Annotated in this window: 21 protein-coding genes; 20 read left to right on the forward strand and 1 reads right to left on the reverse strand. The window is 43.5% G+C overall.

Annotation, left to right across the window (positions count from 1 at the left end):
• Positions 1 to 21 precede the first annotated feature (21 nt).
• From E4663_RS05960 to E4663_RS06005, 10 genes are all read left to right on the forward strand, one after another.
• Positions 22 to 882: a hypothetical protein gene (locus E4663_RS05960; protein ID WP_135326947.1), complete on the forward strand. Its 861-nt coding sequence runs from the start codon at positions 22 to 24 to the stop codon at positions 880 to 882.
• Between the two features lie 17 nt (positions 883 to 899).
• Entirely contained in the window at positions 900 to 2,156 is a 1,257-nt protein-coding gene (locus E4663_RS05965) for a tetratricopeptide repeat protein (RefSeq protein WP_135326948.1), read from the forward strand.
• A gap of 30 nt (positions 2,157 to 2,186) precedes the next feature.
• Complete coding sequence (locus E4663_RS05970) at positions 2,187 to 2,747, forward strand: ReoY family proteolytic degradation factor (protein WP_079479966.1); 561 nt, start codon at positions 2,187 to 2,189, stop codon at positions 2,745 to 2,747.
• A gap of 96 nt (positions 2,748 to 2,843) precedes the next feature.
• Entirely contained in the window at positions 2,844 to 3,299 is a 456-nt protein-coding gene (locus tag E4663_RS05975; RefSeq protein ID WP_079479967.1) for a DUF2487 family protein, read from the forward strand.
• Between the two features lie 131 nt (positions 3,300 to 3,430).
• Positions 3,431 to 3,937 carry a QcrA and Rieske domain-containing protein gene (locus tag E4663_RS05980; protein ID WP_079479968.1) on the forward strand — a complete coding sequence of 169 codons (507 nt, stop codon included), beginning with the start codon at positions 3,431 to 3,433 and terminating at the stop codon, positions 3,935 to 3,937.
• Positions 3,938 to 3,940: 3 nt separating this feature from the next.
• Positions 3,941 to 4,615, forward strand: a complete 675-nt coding sequence (gene qcrB, locus E4663_RS05985; protein ID WP_079479969.1) for a menaquinol-cytochrome c reductase cytochrome b subunit — start codon at positions 3,941 to 3,943, stop codon at positions 4,613 to 4,615.
• A gap of 29 nt (positions 4,616 to 4,644) precedes the next feature.
• On the forward strand, positions 4,645 to 5,499 hold the full coding sequence (locus tag E4663_RS05990; protein ID WP_135326949.1) for a menaquinol-cytochrome c reductase cytochrome b/c subunit: 855 nt from the start codon (positions 4,645 to 4,647) through the stop codon (positions 5,497 to 5,499).
• Between the two features lie 81 nt (positions 5,500 to 5,580).
• Complete coding sequence (gene lhaT, locus E4663_RS05995) at positions 5,581 to 6,192, forward strand: lipoprotein heptaprenylglyceryl N-acetyltransferase LhaT (protein ID WP_135326950.1); 612 nt, start codon at positions 5,581 to 5,583, stop codon at positions 6,190 to 6,192.
• 28 nt (positions 6,193 to 6,220) lie between these two features.
• Complete coding sequence (locus E4663_RS06000) at positions 6,221 to 6,910, forward strand: hypothetical protein (protein WP_135326951.1); 690 nt, start codon at positions 6,221 to 6,223, stop codon at positions 6,908 to 6,910.
• Positions 6,911 to 6,978: 68 nt separating this feature from the next.
• Positions 6,979 to 7,653, forward strand: coding sequence for a zinc metallopeptidase (locus E4663_RS06005; protein WP_079479973.1), 675 nt, complete (start codon positions 6,979 to 6,981; stop codon positions 7,651 to 7,653).
• Positions 7,654 to 7,710: 57 nt separating this feature from the next.
• Here E4663_RS06005 and E4663_RS06010 read toward each other — a convergent pair whose 3' ends face one another.
• Positions 7,711 to 8,586 carry a YitT family protein gene (locus tag E4663_RS06010; RefSeq protein WP_079479974.1) on the reverse strand — a complete coding sequence of 292 codons (876 nt, stop codon included), beginning with the start codon at positions 8,584 to 8,586 and terminating at the stop codon, positions 7,711 to 7,713.
• 157 nt (positions 8,587 to 8,743) lie between these two features.
• Between E4663_RS06010 and E4663_RS06015 the strand changes: the two genes are divergently transcribed.
• The 10 genes from E4663_RS06015 (at position 8,744) to dinG (ending at position 18,590) form a co-directional block, all read left to right on the forward strand.
• Complete coding sequence (locus E4663_RS06015; RefSeq protein ID WP_079479975.1) at positions 8,744 to 9,085, forward strand: nucleotide pyrophosphohydrolase; 342 nt, start codon at positions 8,744 to 8,746, stop codon at positions 9,083 to 9,085.
• Positions 9,078 to 9,878 (forward strand): 4-hydroxy-tetrahydrodipicolinate reductase, encoded by an 801-nt coding sequence (dapB, locus tag E4663_RS06020; RefSeq protein WP_135326952.1) that lies wholly within the window; start codon positions 9,078 to 9,080, stop codon positions 9,876 to 9,878. The genes E4663_RS06015 and dapB overlap by 8 nt, the downstream gene beginning before the upstream one ends.
• A 12-nt stretch (positions 9,879 to 9,890) precedes the next feature.
• Complete coding sequence (mgsA, locus tag E4663_RS06025) at positions 9,891 to 10,289, forward strand: methylglyoxal synthase (RefSeq protein WP_079479977.1); 399 nt, start codon at positions 9,891 to 9,893, stop codon at positions 10,287 to 10,289.
• A gap of 20 nt (positions 10,290 to 10,309) precedes the next feature.
• Positions 10,310 to 11,443 (forward strand): N-acetyl-alpha-D-glucosaminyl L-malate synthase BshA, encoded by a 1,134-nt coding sequence (bshA, locus tag E4663_RS06030; RefSeq protein ID WP_079479978.1) that lies wholly within the window; start codon positions 10,310 to 10,312, stop codon positions 11,441 to 11,443.
• Positions 11,430 to 12,626, forward strand: coding sequence for a CCA tRNA nucleotidyltransferase (locus E4663_RS06035; RefSeq protein ID WP_135326953.1), 1,197 nt, complete (start codon positions 11,430 to 11,432; stop codon positions 12,624 to 12,626). Before bshA ends, E4663_RS06035 begins: the two co-directional genes overlap by 14 nt.
• Positions 12,590 to 13,594, forward strand: a complete 1,005-nt coding sequence (locus tag E4663_RS06040) for a biotin--[acetyl-CoA-carboxylase] ligase (RefSeq protein ID WP_241657118.1) — start codon at positions 12,590 to 12,592, stop codon at positions 13,592 to 13,594. The genes E4663_RS06035 and E4663_RS06040 overlap by 37 nt, the downstream gene beginning before the upstream one ends.
• A complete protein-coding gene (panB, locus tag E4663_RS06045) occupies positions 13,587 to 14,408 on the forward strand; it encodes a 3-methyl-2-oxobutanoate hydroxymethyltransferase (RefSeq protein ID WP_079479981.1) in 822 nt (273 codons plus the stop codon). Before E4663_RS06040 ends, panB begins: the two co-directional genes overlap by 8 nt.
• Positions 14,409 to 14,419: 11 nt before the next feature.
• Complete coding sequence (gene panC, locus E4663_RS06050; RefSeq protein WP_135326954.1) at positions 14,420 to 15,286, forward strand: pantoate--beta-alanine ligase; 867 nt, start codon at positions 14,420 to 14,422, stop codon at positions 15,284 to 15,286.
• Between the two features lie 20 nt (positions 15,287 to 15,306).
• A complete protein-coding gene (panD, locus tag E4663_RS06055; protein ID WP_079479983.1) occupies positions 15,307 to 15,708 on the forward strand; it encodes an aspartate 1-decarboxylase in 402 nt (133 codons plus the stop codon).
• Positions 15,709 to 15,794: 86 nt separating this feature from the next.
• Positions 15,795 to 18,590 (forward strand): ATP-dependent DNA helicase DinG, encoded by a 2,796-nt coding sequence (gene dinG / locus E4663_RS06060; RefSeq protein WP_135326955.1) that lies wholly within the window; start codon positions 15,795 to 15,797, stop codon positions 18,588 to 18,590.
• Positions 18,591 to 18,601 lie beyond the last annotated feature (11 nt).

Here is an 18,601-nt window from a genome sequence, read left to right on the forward strand (position 1 = left end):
CCCAATGGAGGTTTTCGTCGTATGGGAGCTTATTGGTTTTTAGATCAAGATGCTAATAGACGTCCTGAGTTCACGGTGCATGGCAGCAAATTCTCAAGAGACAGGGTCGGCGGTGTAAGATATGTAGAGATGATTACAGAAGGTTTCACGATTACCCCTGGATTTATCATGTTGGACACAAAAGAACCATTGGAACAAGCGAGTTCTCCGAACGAAACAGCAGAGAATTACATAAAAAGAGGGTGCACGCTGCTAGTTGTGAAACACCTAGTCACTAGCATACGTCACTACCGTGAGAAGTATGACCACTTTTTGAAGACGTTGGAATCACTCCCTGTTCCGTTTATGGTTACCCCGGTGATTCCAGCACACCTTCTCAATCCCGAAATGGTTCGCTACTTTTCCCGCAAAGGCTCTCCCTTTTTATGTGTGGAAGTCCAATGTCCGGAAGACTTGGATTCTCTCAAATGGGAGTGGATAGTTCAAGCTCAGTCCCACCGGAGAATCCCTTTGACAATCTTCGTCAAGGATGGTGAAAATACGTCGGTGAACTATACCGATTTGTGGTCTCAACGATGTGAACAGTATGGTATGATTAGGTTAACAGATGTTCAGGAGGATGAGTGGCTGACCTTTCAGAATTTAAAGGACAGTGGTATTTATCCAAACAGAGGAGCCTTTGTATATGGTGGCCAGGCAGATTATAATCTGTTCCGGAAGGGCGGAGGCTCAACGTTTGATGAACAAGATAAATTCCGATATCATAATGCTGTTCCAGATGTAACGGTGATAGGTGGTCGTATAGTCCAAGTCCAGCAACAAGTGATCGACCACCGATCGAAACAGCACGTGAGAGTTAACGTACACAAGCATTTTGTTTAAATGGAAAGGATGTCATCATGGAGGAAATACAAAAAGCCGTCCGTCTAATGGATGAACATAAGACGGAAGAAGCGATAAAAACTTTAACAAGTTATCTACCAGAAGCGGATGAAGAAGAACGTTTCACTATTGCAGAGCTCTATATTCAATGGGGCATGCTTGAAGAGGCGAAATTGGTGCTTCATGAGCTTATTCAACGCTATCCGAAAGAACAGGAACTGAAAGTAATGATGGCTGAGATTCACATTGACCTTGATGAAGATGATGAAGCGATCGAAATCTTGAATCAGTTTGGACCAGAGGACGAAGACTACCTACAGGCGTTAGTCCAGTTAGCTGACTTATATCAGGCTCAAGGGCTATATGAGGTAGCGGAGCAGAAACTGCTCGACGCGAAGCAGGTGGAACCCAACTCTTCCATCATCGACTTCGCATTGGGTGAGCTTGCATTCTCCAATGGTGAGTACGCGAAAAGTATTCCGTACTATGAGAATGCCATGCATCACGAACCGGTTATAGGTGATATAGAGGTTGCAACTCGTTTGGCCGAGGCATTCGCTGCCAACGGTGAATTCGAACAATCACTCGAAATGTTCCAGAAAGTAGAAGAAGAGAACCCGGATGTCATGTTCCGCTATGGTTTTGTAGCTTACCAGGCAAATCGAAACGATATAGCAATTAAAGTATGGGAGAATTTGATTGATAAAGATCCTTATTATCAGTCTGTTTATCTACACCTCGCACAAGCTTATGAGTCAGAGGGAATGGTACAAGAAGCTTTAGCTATGGCGAAGACGGGTCTTGAGAAAGATGAATTCAATAAAGAACTCTATCACTTGGCTGCGACTCTGTCCCATAAACAAGGGTACCGCGAGGACGGGTACCAATACATGCGTGAGGCAGTCGCGCTGGACCCTGGGTATAAGGAAGCGGTCTTATTCCTTATCGAGAACTTCAAAGAAGACGGAAACTATGACAAAGTGATTGAACTAATCAATGAGTTGATTCATCTCGGAGAGGAAGACCCGAATTACTATTGGGAGCTTGCCCAGGCTTACGAAGAAGAAGAACAGTACAAAGAAGCCCTCGAGATGTACCAAAAAGCCTATCCTACAATGAAATCCGATACGGACTTCCTGAAAGCCTATGGTTACTTCTTAGTAGAAGAAGGTCGGATGAAAGAAGCCAGACAAGTATTTAAAGAATACTTGGCGATCGATCCTTCAGATACAGAAATTGAAGATTTTGTAGAGAGACTGATGCAAGAAGAGTAAGCTTAGCAATTTAGCGCAGGAGGGGCGCATATGCAGACACCCATTTCAGTGGATGAAAAGAAAGATTTTGTCCGTTGGTTTTTGAATCACTTTCAGTTAAAGAAACGAGAAAGTGTTTGGATTCTCAATTACTTGATGAACCACGACTCTTTGCTGTCTAGTGTTCATTTCGTCAATGAAGTGAAGTTTTGCCCAAGAGGAATGGAAATTAGCGCGCAAGGTGTTACCGACCCGCCTTTTCGTTTTTACAAAGGGCAAGTAATGACAAATGACGCCGAGAAGTCCTTCCACGATCTGCGAATGAACAAAGATGAACCGGTCTATATTCAGATGAACTTCGAAAATGCTCATGCTTGTTCTAAGTATGCTTTAGTGTTAGAAGAGAACCCCTATCTTCCTAAAGATTATTATCTAAACGATAGAGATAAAACAGAAGCAAACCGTTTCTTGTCACACAGTCTCTTACAATATAAACAAAGGCAACTGGAAATTCGTATTGATGACGCACTAATAGCCGGTAACCGTGATTCATTCAAGCAGTTGTGTGATGAATTGAATCAAGTAAAAAGAGAGTTAAAAGCTTACTCATAGTGGAGAAGTCAGGAGCATCTTCGATGTACTCCTGGCTTTCTTTTTTGTGAAGTTTTAGTACAATGAAGAGAGAGAAAGAAATGAGGGGGATGAAACATGCGTTTTACGAAGGCGGATATAGCACAATACTTACCTGAGAAAGAGTACATCGATACAGTTGTGATTCCTCTGGTACCTTTTGATCCAGCATCGGACCAAGACATGACAAAGCAGGGGTACTTGAGAGAACTGAATCACATTTTTACAAACATTATAGAAAAAGAGTATCGAGGCCGCATATTTTTGTCACCAGATTACCATTATATGAGTAGAGACCACGATTCAGAAGTCGAAAGGATCAACAAGTGGATCGACCATTATCAGAAACAGCCTTTTGAACATATTTTTCTCTTCACTTTTGATATGAAGTGGAAAAAGCACGAGAATCAGTTGAATGGTGAGTTGTTATGGGTACCTGGTCTTCAAACCGGTGATCTACAATCAACCGAAACGCAATCATTTGTTAAAGAACAAGCCCATGAAATAAGTGAGTTCATTCAATCTTATTGGTAATTGGGAAAGTTCCGACAAGGTTTGATAGGATATTGACCCCGTCCAAAGATTGCGCTATCATGGTAATGTCCTAGTAAAATGTGTGTAATAAATCCATGAAGCATGGATTACCGCATAGAGGGGGGAAAAGAATGAGCGATAAAAAAAGAGTATCCCGTCGTCAATTTTTAAACTACACATTGACTGGTGTGGGCGGATTTATGGCTGCCGGAATGCTTGCACCAATGGTACGCTTTGCGATTGATCCTGTTTTGCAAAAGCAAGAAGGCGGCACCATGCACTCTGTAATCTCGGTCGATGAGATCACCAACGAGCCGCAGCGTGTGGAGTGGACGGTAGATCAAGTTGACGCATGGTACGAGTCCCAAGTTCAAAAAACGGCATGGGTGTACAATGATGAAAACGGTGACATTTTAGCGTTGTCGCCAATCTGTACGCATTTAGGTTGTACAGTAGACTGGGCTTCAAATGATCAATACCCGGATCAGTTCTACTGTCCTTGTCATGGGGGACGCTACACGAAGGATGGTGTGAACGTCAAAGGAACACCTCCTACAGCTCCGCTTCCTGTTTATGAACACGAAGTTAAAGAGGGCATGCTATACCTAGGTGATTCTAAATCAAGAAAGGGGGCGTAAATCATGCTTCAAAAACTGTATGATTGGGTGGATGAGCGTGTTGACATTACCCCGTTGTGGCGTGATATCGCCGATCACGAGGTACCTGAGCATGTTAACCCTGCACACCACTTCTCAGCATTTGTTTATTGTTTTGGAGGACTTACGTTTTTCGTTACCGTGATTCAAATTCTTTCCGGGATGTTCCTTACGATGTATTATGTTCCAGACATCGAGAACGCTTGGAAGTCTGTGTACTATTTACAAAGGGAAGTTGCATACGGACAAATCGTTCGTGGTATGCACCACTGGGGGGCGAGTCTCGTAATCGTCATGTTATTCCTACATACATTACGTGTATTCTTCCAAGGAGCATATAAGAAGCCTCGTGAACTGAACTGGGTGATCGGAGTTCTTCTGTTTTTCGTTATGCTTGGTCTTGGTTTCACAGGATACCTACTACCATGGGATAACAAAGCATACTTTGCAACACAGGTAGGCCTTGAAATTGCAGCGGCAACTCCAGTAATTGGTGATGGAATACGTACATTGTTAGCGGGTGACCCTTCCATCGTAGGGGCGCAGACTCTCACTCGTTTCTTCGCTATACACGTATTCTTCCTACCAGCTGCTTTATTCGGATTAATGGCATTTCACTTTATTTTGATTCGTAAACAAGGTATTTCTGGACCGCTATAATAAGATAGTTAAATAAAGGAGGGATAGCTGTGCATAGGGGAAAAGGCATGAAATTTGTCGGTGACTCGCGTGTTACCGCAGAGAAAAAAGCCAATTTACCGAAAGACTATTCAGAGTACCCGGGACGTACGGAAGCATTCTGGCCGAACTTTCTGTTGAAAGAGTGGCTGGTTGGGTCTGTGTTCTTAATTGGGTTCCTTATTTTAACTGCAGCTCACCCGTCACCACTTGAGCAGCAGGCGGATCCTACGAACGCAGGGTACATTCCGTTACCTGACTGGTATTTCTTGTTCTTATACCAATTTCTGAAGTACCAATATGCTGGAGGGGAATTCATTGTACTAGGTGCGATTGTAATGCCTGGACTAGCATTCGGAGCGCTTCTGTTGGCTCCATTCTTAGATCGTGGACCGGAACGCCGTCCTACTAAGCGACCAATTGCGGTCGGTCTCATGTTGCTTGGGGTATTCGCTACGTTCTGGTTGACGTATGAATCCGTACAGCATGCTGATTACGCACACCGCGCTGAGAAATACGGTGTAAACGTGGAAGCGGTCGAGTCTGAGATTGATAAATCCGGACCTGGCTGGGAAGTTTATGAAGCCAACTGTATGAGCTGTCACGGAGAAGCTCTACAAGGGCAAGGAAATTACCCATCTCTTATGGATACTGAGAAGTCAGCCGATGAAATCAAAGACATCGCTCAGAATGGTATCGGCCAAATGCCTGCTGGTATTTTCAATGGTTCTGATGAGGAGCTTCAACAGCTCGCAGATTTCATTAAAAATGCTGGTTCTGGTGGAGGCGGAGAAGGTGGTTCATCTGAAGGAGAATCTTCTGAGGAAGGCTCATCCGAAGATGGAGAATCTGCTTCTGGACATTAATAAACAACCATATTTGTAAGAAGTCTAACTGCCGCGCTCGTAATCGAGCGCGGCTTCATTTGTAAAGAAGGAGGGAAGAAAATGAAGGCATTTATCTCCTACATACTGAAAAATCGTCTTTTTTTATTGGTTCTCTTCCTAGTAAACTTAGCTGGTAGTATTTACGGATACATATGGTACACACCACAGCTTGTTCAAACGGAGCCTCTGTATTTGATTTTTGTTCCGGATAGTCCGACAGCTAGTCTGTTTTTTACAATATTTCTTGGCTTTTACTTGTTTGGCAAAAACGTGCCGTATATCGAGGCGCTTGCTTACGTTACGCTTGTTAAGTATGGAGTGTGGGCTGTCGTGATGAACGGCCTTACATTTATCGATCAAGGTGGCTACTTACCCGCAACAGGCTATATGCTTATCTTTTCCCATGGGGCTATGGCGCTTCAGGCTGTATTGTATGCACCATTCTACCGTATCAAGCTGAGACACCTTGCGTTTGCAGGGATCTGGACACTGCATAATGACGTCATCGATTATGTGTTTGAACAGATGCCAGTCTACCCCTCCATTATGGAGCATATGAATAGCATCGGTTACTTTACGTTCTGGTTGAGTATAGGATGTCTTGCTCTTGCTTATGTCACGACTCAAAAGTCCCGTTCTACCTCTCTTCATTCTCACATAGACTCTCTGTAAGACATTTTTACGAGAGGGGAGAAGTGAAATGGGACGAGCGTTTCTAGTTTGTTTGATTTGTTCCCTATTTTTCACACTCACACCGCATGTAGAAGCTGAGTATGCCTACTCGGATTGGGAGGACTTCGCAAAACAATATCACTTATTGGTTCAAGACGGACGACAATCGCTTGCTTTAAAGCTAATGAATAAACGACTTCCCGAATTGGAATCATATATGGAAGAGCTGCCAGAAGAGATGCAAAGCGTTTGGGCGCCTTTAACCGACTCGTTACACGATGATACTGCAACAATTCAAGAAGCGGAAATGTTGCAACGGTTTATGGCTTACTTGGATGCAGATAGTCAAGAGATTTGGGTGGACCAACAGTGGGACGGCCTCAAAGAAAGCGTACTGGACGACTATTCACCTGCTGAACAGATCAAAGGGACCTGGGACAACCTCCTCCCATTCTTTCAAATAGAGAAGGCAGAAGAAGATCTATCCGAATTAGATGCGCTGGTGACAGAGCTTGCACAAACGGATACGATAGTGACTCGTCAACAACTTGTCAGTCAAATGACGGACGAGGATGGCCCACTCTCTATTCAGGAAAGTGCGATGTTCATCACAATCTTGATTATTGGCGGAGCAATAGTCATTACTCTTGGGTATGTGGCAGGCAGAAGATTCGTTGCAAATAAAAAAACAGCATCAAGGAGAAGCGAAAATAGTTGATTTTTTCGACAACCTTGACTAAAATTGACCTAAGTAAGTCACTATCATCCAAGACGGAGGAATGAACAATGGGATTTTTGATTTACTTGGCGTTGATTATTATCATCCCACTATGGGCACAGGCCAAAGTAAAGAAGACGTATAAAAAATATTCGAATGTACCTATCTCTTCTTCAATGAGTGGAGCGGAGGTAGCTAGAAAGATTTTAGATGATAACGGTTTGTATAATGTTGCTGTAGAAGAAGTCCGTGGTAAGCTTTCCGATCACTATGACCCTCGCTCCAAGGTCGTCCGTTTGTCTACGGACAACTACCATGGTCGCTCAGCTGCTGGTACTGCTGTAGCAGCACACGAAGTGGGGCACGCTATTCAGGACGCTCAGGAATATGCGTTCTTGAGGTTCAGAAGCGCTTTAGTTCCAGTTGCGAACTTCGGTTCTAACATCTCGATCTTCTTAATCATTGGAGGATTTTTACTAGGGATGTCCGGACTTGCTTTAGCTGGTATTGTATTCTTCGCTGCAGCGGTGTTGTTTCAGTTGATCACACTGCCGGTGGAGTTTGATGCTTCCAACCGCGCTATGGCTCAACTAGTGAGCACAGGGATTATCAGAAATGATGAAGAACGCAAGACGAAGAAAGTGTTGAATGCCGCTGCAATGACATATGTGGCCGCTGCACTTGTTGCCTTACTTGAATTGTTACGCTTCGTGTTGATGTTCGCAGGAATGAACGAAGAATAATTAGTAAAGCCTACTTAACGAAGGTTAAGTAGGCTTTTTTCATTTTGTTTATAGAATTTAATCGTTTAAAGGGTTTTTATTCTCATCTAACGTAAATCCTTCTCCCATGACATCATGGACATGGCTGACAGCTACAAATGCATGAGGGTCGATGCGGTCGATCAGCGTCTTCAACCGGACGATCTCGTTTTTACCGATTACGCAATAAAGTACGTCGCGCTTGGCACCGGAGAATGATCCTCTTCCTTCGAGTACCGTAACCCCTCTGTCCATATTTTCTAGTACCTGCTTAGCAATTTCGTCACTCTTTTCTGAAATGATTGTCGTTCCTCTCGCTGCATATGCACCTTCCTGAATGAAATCGATGACCTTTGCACCGACGAATACAGCGACAAGCGTGTACATCCCTTTGATGGAATTCAGATACGTGATGGCTGATACAAAGATGACTACAGCATCGAAAAGGAACATCGCACGTCCCATGCTCCAGCCTAAGTATTTGTTCATGAGCCTCGCAATGATATCAACTCCGCCAGTCGTACCTCCATAACGGAAGATGATTCCGAGACCTACACCGATGAATACACCAGCGAAGAGGGATGCGAGCGTCAAATCTTCTGCCAGGTTGATCTCGATCATGTACAACTGTGACAACCGAATGAATACAGAGACAGAGACGATTCCTATAAGGGAGTAAAGAAAGGTGTTCCGGCCAAGAATTCTCCATCCAATTAATAAGACAGGTATATTCAGGACGATATTCATAACAGCGGGGTCCCAATCAAATAAGTATAAAAGCAATAATGTAATGCCGGTGAATCCGCCTTCACCTAGTTCGTTCTGTATGTTGAAATGCACCAACCCGAATGAAAATATCGCCGAACCAACTAATATTAATAGTATGTTTTTTACTCGAAGTCCGAAGATCTTCATAGTCTCACCTCCAAAAGTAATACACGACTTTAATTATAGGGAAGCAACGCTCATCCGGCAATGGCATGTTGGCTCAAATAAATAATTTGTCAAACAGCGTCCTTTTGGCTACCATTTAGAGAGATACTATAAGTTTATTCTAAGGGAGCGGACATTCATGAATTATTCCACTCAAGAAATCCAAAAACGGGTAGACCATTATATATCCCAATTTAAAGAGGGTTATTTTTCTCCTCTAGCCCTTCAAGCTAGGCTTACAGAAGAAGTAGGGGAGATGGCAAGGGAAATCAATCACAGGTACGGTGAAAAACCTAAGAAGACATCGGAGAATGATAAAGCGTTATCTGAAGAACTAGGAGACGTCCTGTTTGTCTTGACGTGTTTTGCAAACTCTTTGGATATTGACTTGTCGGATGCATTTGAACAATCAATGAGCAAGATTGAGACAAGGGACAAGGATCGCTGGACAAAAAAAGAGGAGGCAGACGTCAATGAGTAACATTCGTGTCATAATAGCCGGCCCTAGAGGTAAAATGGGTAAGGCTGCCGTTCAAATGGTGGAGAGTGACAACCAATTGGAGCTAGTTGCTTGTATCGATCGCAAGTACAATGGACTAAGTCTAAAGGATATAGAGGGTCTACCCTCACTAGATGCTCAGGTCTACACGGACGCAAGAGAATGTATGTCTGAGCAGGACGCAGATGTGCTGGTAGAACTGACAACTCCAGAAAATGGTTATGTACATACAAGACTGGCATTGGAGCACAACATTAGACCTGTCGTAGGAACGACCGGTTTTACGCAAGAACAGTTAGATGAGTTGAGGAAAATGTGTGAAGACAAAGGAATCGGAGCCGTGATTGCACCGAACTTTGCTATTGGCGCTGTTCTTATGATGCAATTCTCGAAGTGGGCAGCCAAACACATGCCGCAAGTAGAGATCATTGAAAAACACCACGACCAGAAACTGGATGCACCTTCAGGAACTGCTCTTAAAACAGCCCAACTCATCCAAGATGTTAGAGAGAAGCAACAACAAGGGCATGCTGATGAAAAAGAGACACTGCAAGGTGCTAGAGGCGCAGACGTAGACGGCATGAAGATTCATAGTGTACGCCTGCCAGGGCTTGTAGCTCATCAAGAAGTTATTTTCGGAGGGCATGGACAAACACTAACTATCAAACATGACTCTTACAATAGGGAATCCTTTATGAGCGGTGTGAAACTTGCATCTGAAAAAGTGATGGGCCTTCAAACACTTGTCTATGGCCTAGAACATTTGTTGGATTAAGGAGGAGAAAAGATGAACATTGCTTTAATTGCTCATGATGAAAAGAAAAAAGATATGGTACAATTCGCCACTGCTTATCAGGCAATCTTAGAAAAACATAGTCTTTTCGCGACTGGAACGACAGGTGAAAGAATTGCGGATTCAACAGGATTAAACGTGCACAGGTTTTTATCAGGTCCGCTGGGTGGAGACCAGCAAATTGGTGCGAAAATTGCTGAGGATGATATGGATATTATCATCTTTTTCAGAGATCCGTTGACAGCACAGCCTCATGAGCCAGATATTAGTGCACTACTAAGATTATGTGATGTTCATCAAATACCACTTGCTACGAATCTGGCTGGAGCGGAGATCGTGATCCGGGCTCTGGACAGAGGAGATTTCGACTGGAGAAATATACAGAAAGAATAGATAGATCAGGAGTGAAGGAAATGGCTAAAATAGGAATTACCTGTTACCCGACAGTTGGAGGGTCAGGTGTCATTGCGACAGAGCTTGGTAAATTACTTGCGGAAAAAGGACATGAGATACATTTTATAGCTGCTCAAGTGCCTTTTCGGCTGAATCGGGTGTATCCGAACATTTATTATCATGAGGTGGAAGTAAGTAACTATCCTGTATTTCAACACCCTCCTTATGACCTTGCTCTCGCAAATAAAATGGCTGAAGTGATCAACCGAGAAGAATTAGACATCTTACATGTACATTATGCGATGCCACATGCCATTTGTGCTATTTTAGCAAAGCAGATGTGTGACCGTGATGTAAAAATAATGACAACACTGCATGGAACAGATATAACTGTACTTGGAATCGATACGAGTTTGAAACAGATGATTAAATTCGGAATCGAACAATCAGACCGCGTAACGGCAGTTTCCAACAGTCTCGTGAAACAAACAAAAGAGATGCTGGATACAAGTAAAGAAATTGATGTAGTTTATAACTTCGTTGATGAACGGGAGTATTATCGAAAGGATAAAGGTTCTTTACGAAGTGATTATTGCATCAAAGAGGAAGAGAAAGTACTGATACACATTTCGAACTTCCGAAAAGTGAAACGTGTGCCAGATGTCATTTACGCTTTTTCACTTATTGAGAAAGAAGTTCCTTCTAAATTACTACTAGTAGGCGATGGTCCTGAATATTCCGAATGCCGACAGCTCGTTCAAAAGTTGGACTTGGAAGATCGTGTGCTTTTCTTAGGGAAGCAGGACAATGTAAGTGATCTTCTTTCGATTGCGGATTTGAAATTGTTACTCTCGGAAAAAGAGAGCTTCGGTCTTGTCTTGCTTGAAGCAATGGCATGTGGAGTGCCGTGTATCGGTGCAAACACCGGCGGAATCCCTGAAGTCATCGACCACGATGAAACGGGGTATATTACGGAACTTGGAAATGTAGAACAGATTGCTCACTATGCAACGCACATGCTAAAGGATGATGAGTTGATGAGCCGTATGTCAGAAAGGGCTAAAGAAGTAGTCCGGGACAAGTTCTCTTCTGAGACCATATTGAAACAGTACGAAGATATTTATGAGCAGGTGTTAGTCCGTGACTTTTCTTGAAGAAGCATTTGAGGTTCTTGGGAAAATCAAAGATTCCGGTGGAGAAGCGTACATTGTCGGGGGAGCAGTAAGGGATCTTCTCATGGAGCGGGAGGTCGGGGATATCGATATCGCGACCTCTCTTTTGCCAGGTGAAGTTCAAGAACTATTCGATAAGGTTATTCCTGTGGGAATCGAACATGGAACAGTCATCGTAAGGCACCGTGGCAAATCATTTGAAGTGACTACTTTCCGGACAGAAGACGGGTATGAAGATTTCCGTCACCCCGATGAAGTAACCTTTGTAAAAGATATTAAACAAGATCTAGCTCGTCGCGATTTTACAATGAATGCGGTTGCAATGGACTTAAAGGGAAAACTGGTAGATCCTTATGGCGGACAGAAAGCTGTAGAAAACAATGTCATTGAAGCAGTGGGTGACCCTTTGAAACGCTTCGAAGAAGATCCTTTGCGTATGTTACGTGCTGTCCGGTTCGTCAGTCAGCTTGGGTTTGAGTTGGAACCGTGTACTAGAGAAGCGCTGACTACACAGGCATCTCTTCTAAAGCACATCGCTGTCGAACGGAAGGCCAGTGAAATGATCAAACTCTTTGGAGGTCCGTCCTACAGACTTGCATTAGATATGATAGCAGAGTCCGACTTGATTAAAGAATTGCCTATCCTTGCGGAATTTCCTTCTTTTCAGAACCATGTTCCTGGGATACCGCTCTTAACATGGCCGGAAGTTATCACCTATTTCTTAGGTGTGGGAATTGGTTCAGGGGTCAACGCTTGGACTAAAGCGTGGAAGCTGTCTAACCAAGTGCGTAAGGACAGTGAGAAGTTGGATCAATCCCTGAAGATTTTCAAGCGACATTCTTCCATTACTCCGTGGTTAGTCTACCAGCTGCCAGAAGAATTGCATGACTCGTTTTGCCGAGTGGTGCTCTCACTTGAAATCGGTTATTCTAATATTCAGGAAGACTTACAAAGGGTACATACAAGCCTGCCTATACGAACGAAAAAAGATCTTTCTTTCGAAAGTTCCGATTTGATAGCAATGTACCCGAACCGAATAAGAGGGCCATGGATCCGAGATGGATTGCAATCGATTGAGAAAGCGGTTGTGCAAGGAGAAGTCAGTAACGAGTATGAACGAATAAAGGAATGGGTACAACAATGGAATCAACAAGAAAACAATTGATCGACCTATTAAAGGAACAAGACAGTCACATATCAGGACAACAGTTGTCCGAGGCGTTGGATATTTCTAGAACGGCTGTTTGGAAACATATGAATGAATTAAAAAAAGACGGATATGAAATAGAAGCGATTCAGCGAAAAGGATACAAGATCGTCTCTTCTCCAGACAAGGTCAGTAAAAATACGCTCCAATGGGGGCTTAATACGAAGTGGATAGGACAACATCTGTACCACTATCCTCAAGTTGAGTCCACACAGGATATTGTTCACCAGCTTGCTAAAGAAGGAAAGCCTCACGGGACCGTTGTAATTGCTGATGAACAAGTGAAAGGCAAAGGTCGTATGGCACGGGAATGGCACTCACCAGAGGGAAAAGGAGTATGGATGAGCATCCTATTGCGACCAGACCTTCCACCTGTTCAAGCACCTCAATTGACTCTTTTGACTGCAACCGTCTTAGCGAATGTCATGGACAAAAGGTCAGCGTTGGTCCCTTCCATCAAATGGCCGAATGATATACTTGTCCATCATAAGAAAGTGGCAGGTATCCTTACGGAGATGCAGGCAGAACAGGACCGGATTCAGTATGTGGTGCTTGGTATTGGTATCAATGTCAATCAGGAAGATGGAGAGATACCGTCCATGATTGCTCATAAAGCTTCTTCTTTGAAAATGGAGTCAGGAGAAAAATGGGATATACAAGAGTTTGTCCAGTCCATCCTGAGCACGTTCGAAAAGACGTATGATTCGTTCATTGAAGAAGGGTTCCAGGAAATAAAGCAAGAGTGGGAACGCTATGGCTACAAAATCGGAGAGAAAGTTACCATCTCGACAATGAGACGGGACTTCAAAGCAACGCTTTTAGGGATAGAGGCAGACGGTGCTTTATTAGCAAAAGATGAGCAAGGTGAAATGGAAAAGTTGTACTCAGCGGAAATTCACTGGGGAGAAGGAGGATATCATGCATAGTACGAAGTCTTTTCGTCAGATGAAGGAAGAACAGATCAAGATTGCAATGATTACAGGGTACGATTACCCATCAGCTAAAATGGCACAAGCTGCTGAGGCGGATATGATACTAGTGGGTGACAGTTTGGGAATGACAGTCTTAGGCTATGATTCGACGATACCAGTCACTATAGAAGATATGATCCATCATGGGAAGGCTGTCACCAGAGGGGCTCCAGATACTTTTAAAGTAGTGGATATGCCGTTTATGAGTTATCACATCTCCTTGGAAGAGTCTTTGAAGAACGCTAGGAAATTATTTCAGGAAACGGGTGCACAAGCTTTGAAAGTCGAAGGGAGCGGAGAAGTTCTCCAGACCATTGAAAGACTAGTTGCAGCAGGGATTCCAGTTGTTGGTCATATTGGTCTAACTCCGCAATCAGTCAATGTACTAGGGGGCTACAAGGTTCAGGGAAAAGACCAAGAAGAAGCCCAACGCCTCCTAGATGAAGCGGAGCAAATTCAATCAGCAGGAGCTATGGCTATCGTGCTTGAATGTGTACCTAGGCAGCTTGCTGAATTGATCACTTCGAAATTGACCATCCCTACAATCGGAATCGGTGCAGGTGCAGAGTGCGACGGACAAGTACTCGTATATCATGACATATTGAAATACGGAGTGGAAAGGTTACCGAAGTTCGTGAAAAGTTACGTGGATAGTAATCATCTGCTCGGTGAAGCGGTTGCCTCCTATGTCCACGAAGTGAAATCTGGTGCTTTTCCAGAAGAGAAGCATACGTTTACAATGGATGAGGGCTTACTGCCGAAAAGATAAGGGGTTTTATGATGGATGTACTAGAATCAGTTCTGGCCGTTCAAGAAAGGACGTCAAAATGGGTCAGAGAAGGAAAATCGATAGGTTTTGTTCCGACTATGGGATATCTTCATGAAGGACATGAGCAATTAATAAAAGAAGCCAGAGAAGAAAACGATAAAGTGATATTGAGTATCTTTGTTAACCCTCTTCAGTTTGGGGAAAATGAGGACTTGGACAAATATCCTCGTGATAATGAACATGATCAGCATGTAGCAGAGAGTCTTGGCGTCGACATGGTCTTTCTGCCAACTGAAAACACGATGTACCCGGATCCGTTATCTGTAAAACTCACTGTTGCACGCAGGGCGGATGTACTTTGTGGAAAGAGCCGACCAGGTCATTTTGAGGGAGTTGTAACCGTACTCACGAAATTGTTTAACATTTGCCAGCCTACAAAGGTTTACTTCGGAATGAAAGATGCCCAGCAAGTAGCGGTTGTCGATGCACTCCTTACAGACTTCAATTTCCCGATCCGTTTGGTAAAGGTACCGACGGTAAGAGAAGATGATGGACTGGCAAAAAGCAGCCGGAACGTTAACCTAACTCCTACAGAAAGAGAAGAGGCACCAGCTATCCAAGAAGCACTTCAATATGGCCAGACCCTTGTGAAGAATGGTGAAAGAAGCGCGGAAAAGGTCAAAGATGCCACCAGAAAGTTTCTTGACAGCCGAACTCATGGTAAAATAGACTATATTGAGTTACTGTCGTATCCTGAATTGGAACCTGTCACGAATATTAACCAACCTGTCATCTTGGCTGTTGCCGTGTTTTATGAAAAGGCAAGGCTGATAGATAATGTTGTTTTAAAGAGTGACGGAACCGTAGAAATAGGATAAGAAGGCAAGGAGGAAATAGAATGTTTCGCACCATGATGAAAGCAAAAATACATCGCGCGCGCGTGACGGAAGCTAATTTGAATTACGTAGGCAGCGTTACAATTGACCAAAATATTTTAGATGAGGTCGGCATATTGCCTCATGAAAAGGTTCAGATTGTAAATAACAATAACGGTGCACGTCTTGAGACGTATGTCATCGCTGGAGAACGAGGTAGTGGCGTTGTTTGCTTGAACGGTGCAGCGGCACGTCTTGTCCAACCTGATGATATTGTAATCATCGTATCGTATGCGATGCTAAGTGAAGAAGAACTTGCAGACTTCAAACCAAGAATTGCATTAATGGGGGAAGGAAATAGAATCGATGAGGTTATTGAGGAAGAGCCTCCTTTGACCTCTATTCCATATACCATTAACAGTTAGCAGATAGGATCCTTGCCTAGTAAGCCGGGCAAGGTCTTTCCTTTTTATAACCATCTGCTTTGTAACGTCCGGAAAGAGGGGTAATCATGACAACATTTGCGATTGTAGATTTAGAAACAACAGGAAATGCTGCCTCGAAAGGGGACAGAATCATCGAGATCGGGATCGTCCTTATTCAGGAAGATGGTAACGTAATCGATGAGTTCTCATCACTTGTTTATCCCGAAAGAGATATACCGCCTTTCATATCTTCGTTGACGGGAATAGAAGAAGAGGATGTCCTAGATGCTCCTTTGTTCTCTGAAATCGTAGAGGAAGTCTATTCTATTGTGAAGAACAGCTGTATTGTGGCTCACAACATTGAATTCGACCTGGGCTTTTTAAACCATGAATTAGAACGTGCGGGATATCCCTCCATACATAATCAAATTATTGATACGGTCGAGTTATCGAGAATCATGCTGCCGATGTCTCCTTCATTTAAACTCGGTCAATTATCTGAAATGCTGGGAATGGGACATGACCGTCCTCACAGAGCTTTATCAGATGCGCAAGCTACAAGTGACCTGCTTCTATATCTTATGGAGCGCCTAAAACAATTACCAGAGCGTACGCTGGATTACCTATTAAAGATTGAACCGAAATTGAAGAGTGAACTGAGACCGTTTATTCAATCTGCCATTGCAGACAATAGGTATAGCACGACCGTAGATGAGAAGTACGAGCTGTGGCATGGCATTCCTGTCAAGAAAGTGAACCGTTCACAAGCTAAACAAGTGCTAAACCTTCCCCCTTTTGAGGAGTGGGTTACGCAAGTTTATGAATCAAGCGAAGGTCTTCAGAAACTGATGGCGAATTACGAGTGGAGAACTGGTCAAAAATCAATGAGCGAAGACACGTACCGGGCATTGACGGGGGGGCAGCATGCGCTGATTGAAGCAGGAGCCGGCACAGGAAAGTCGATCGCTTATCTTCTTGCAGCGTTGTACGTCGCCATCTGCAAAGAGGAAAGGATCCTTATCACGACGCATACAACCTCCCTTCAGAAGCAGCTTCTTGATGAGGAGATTCCGAGAGTAGAAAAACTTTTTGACCGACCGATTCAGGCCGTCCTGTATAAAGGGAGGTCCCACTATATAAGTCTCGTGCATTTCCGCTACGAACTTGAGCAATCGGAAAGTGACAACTACGACATTTCGTTAACCAAAGCAATGATTCTTGTATGGTTAACCGAAACGTCAACGGGTGATATGGATGAGATACAATTACCTTCTAATGGTAAGCAGTTCTGGCACAAAGTCTCTTCTGAACAGTCGACAAAGTCGGTGCATCTAGATATGGGAGAAGACTCCTATTATGATCTCGCCAGAAAGAAAGCGGAACATTCCGATCTATTGATTACAAACCATGCCCTCTTTAGTTTGGACTTGATCTCTGAAGAAGACCGATTACCATCATACGACAGGGTAATTATCGATGAAGCCCACCATTTAGAGTCTGTAGCAAGTCGTTATTTCGGTGTACAGTTCAATTATAGGGAATTACAGAGACAGCTGAGCCAACTGACAGAAATCTACCAGAAATCGTTATACAAACAACTTTCTCTACCGGAAGAGTTCTTTAAGGATGCAGGTAGCTGTCAGCGTTTAGTGGACGAAGCGAAAGAGGAATTGAATCAATGGTCGCGCTATATGTTCCAGCAGGCGAAACGGAAGCATAGGAAGTCAAACAAAGCGAAAAGTGATGTAGGTCGCATTCAGTGCACATTAGATGAGAAGGATCCGCTTTATCAGACCTCAAAGGAAATGTGCCATCGTTTCTTATCTTCCATTCGCAAACTGGTATACCGGATGGAAAGGATGCATAACCACCTTGCATTGACAGTAAAGCTCGTCGAAGCACCTTCTTTACAAGTTCTGCTTTCCAGGTTGGAAAGTCAAATTACTTTCTGTAAACAAATCATTGAACGACTGAATGCCTTTTTCATGAATGATTCAGCAGCAGCTAAATGGCTCGAGACAGAAGGGGAAGGAGCTTCTAATGCCGTTTACTTGTTCAGCGAGCCACTAGATGTAAGGGAATTACTGAAGACGCAACTATTTGAGAAGAAAAGAAGCGTCGTGCTTACAAGTGCTACACTTTCAACAAATCGTAATTTCGACTATGTCAAAAAAACTTTGGGGCTCTTCGGTATGGATAGGTTGGTCGAGTCTGTCATTGAGTCTCCATACCAATTTGATAAACAAGTCCGTTTAATGGTCCCGAGCGATTTCCCGAATATTAAGGAAGATCCAGAGTCGTTTGTAGAAGCGTTAAGCGAAGCTATTTATTCCATGGCACATGTGACGAAAGGTCGCATGCTGGTCTTATTCACTTCCTATGAAATGCTTAAGAATACCTATTACTTGTTGAAAGAATTCATAGACCCAGAAGAATTCATGATATTTGCACAAGGCATATCAAGCGGAAGTAGAGATCGGTTGAAAAAGAACTTCCAATCTTTCGATCAGTCTATTCTACTCGGAACCAGTTCTTTCTGGGAAGGGGTAGATATTCCTGGAGACGATTTATCCTGTCTCATGATGGTACGCCTACCTTTCCAACCACCGGATCAACCTTTACAGAACTTGCAGAATCAGAACTTGAAGGAAGCGGGTTTGAACCCTTTCATGGAGAGGTCTTTGCCACACGCGATCTTACGATTCAAACAGGGGTTCGGACGATTGATCAGGTCCAGTACGGACAGAGGTGTTGTATTCATTTGTGATCAACGTATTATGGAGGCGCGGTATGGCAAATACTTTTTATCATCGATACCGAAGATACCGGTGTCTTATCGTTCCACCAGAGAATTAATGAATGAAACGGAAGAATGGATCTAAATCATTTTCCG

It is taken from the genome of Halobacillus salinus (genome assembly GCF_004684905.1).
GTDB classification, from domain to species: Bacteria; Bacillota; Bacilli; order Bacillales; family Halobacillaceae; genus Halobacillus; species Halobacillus salinus.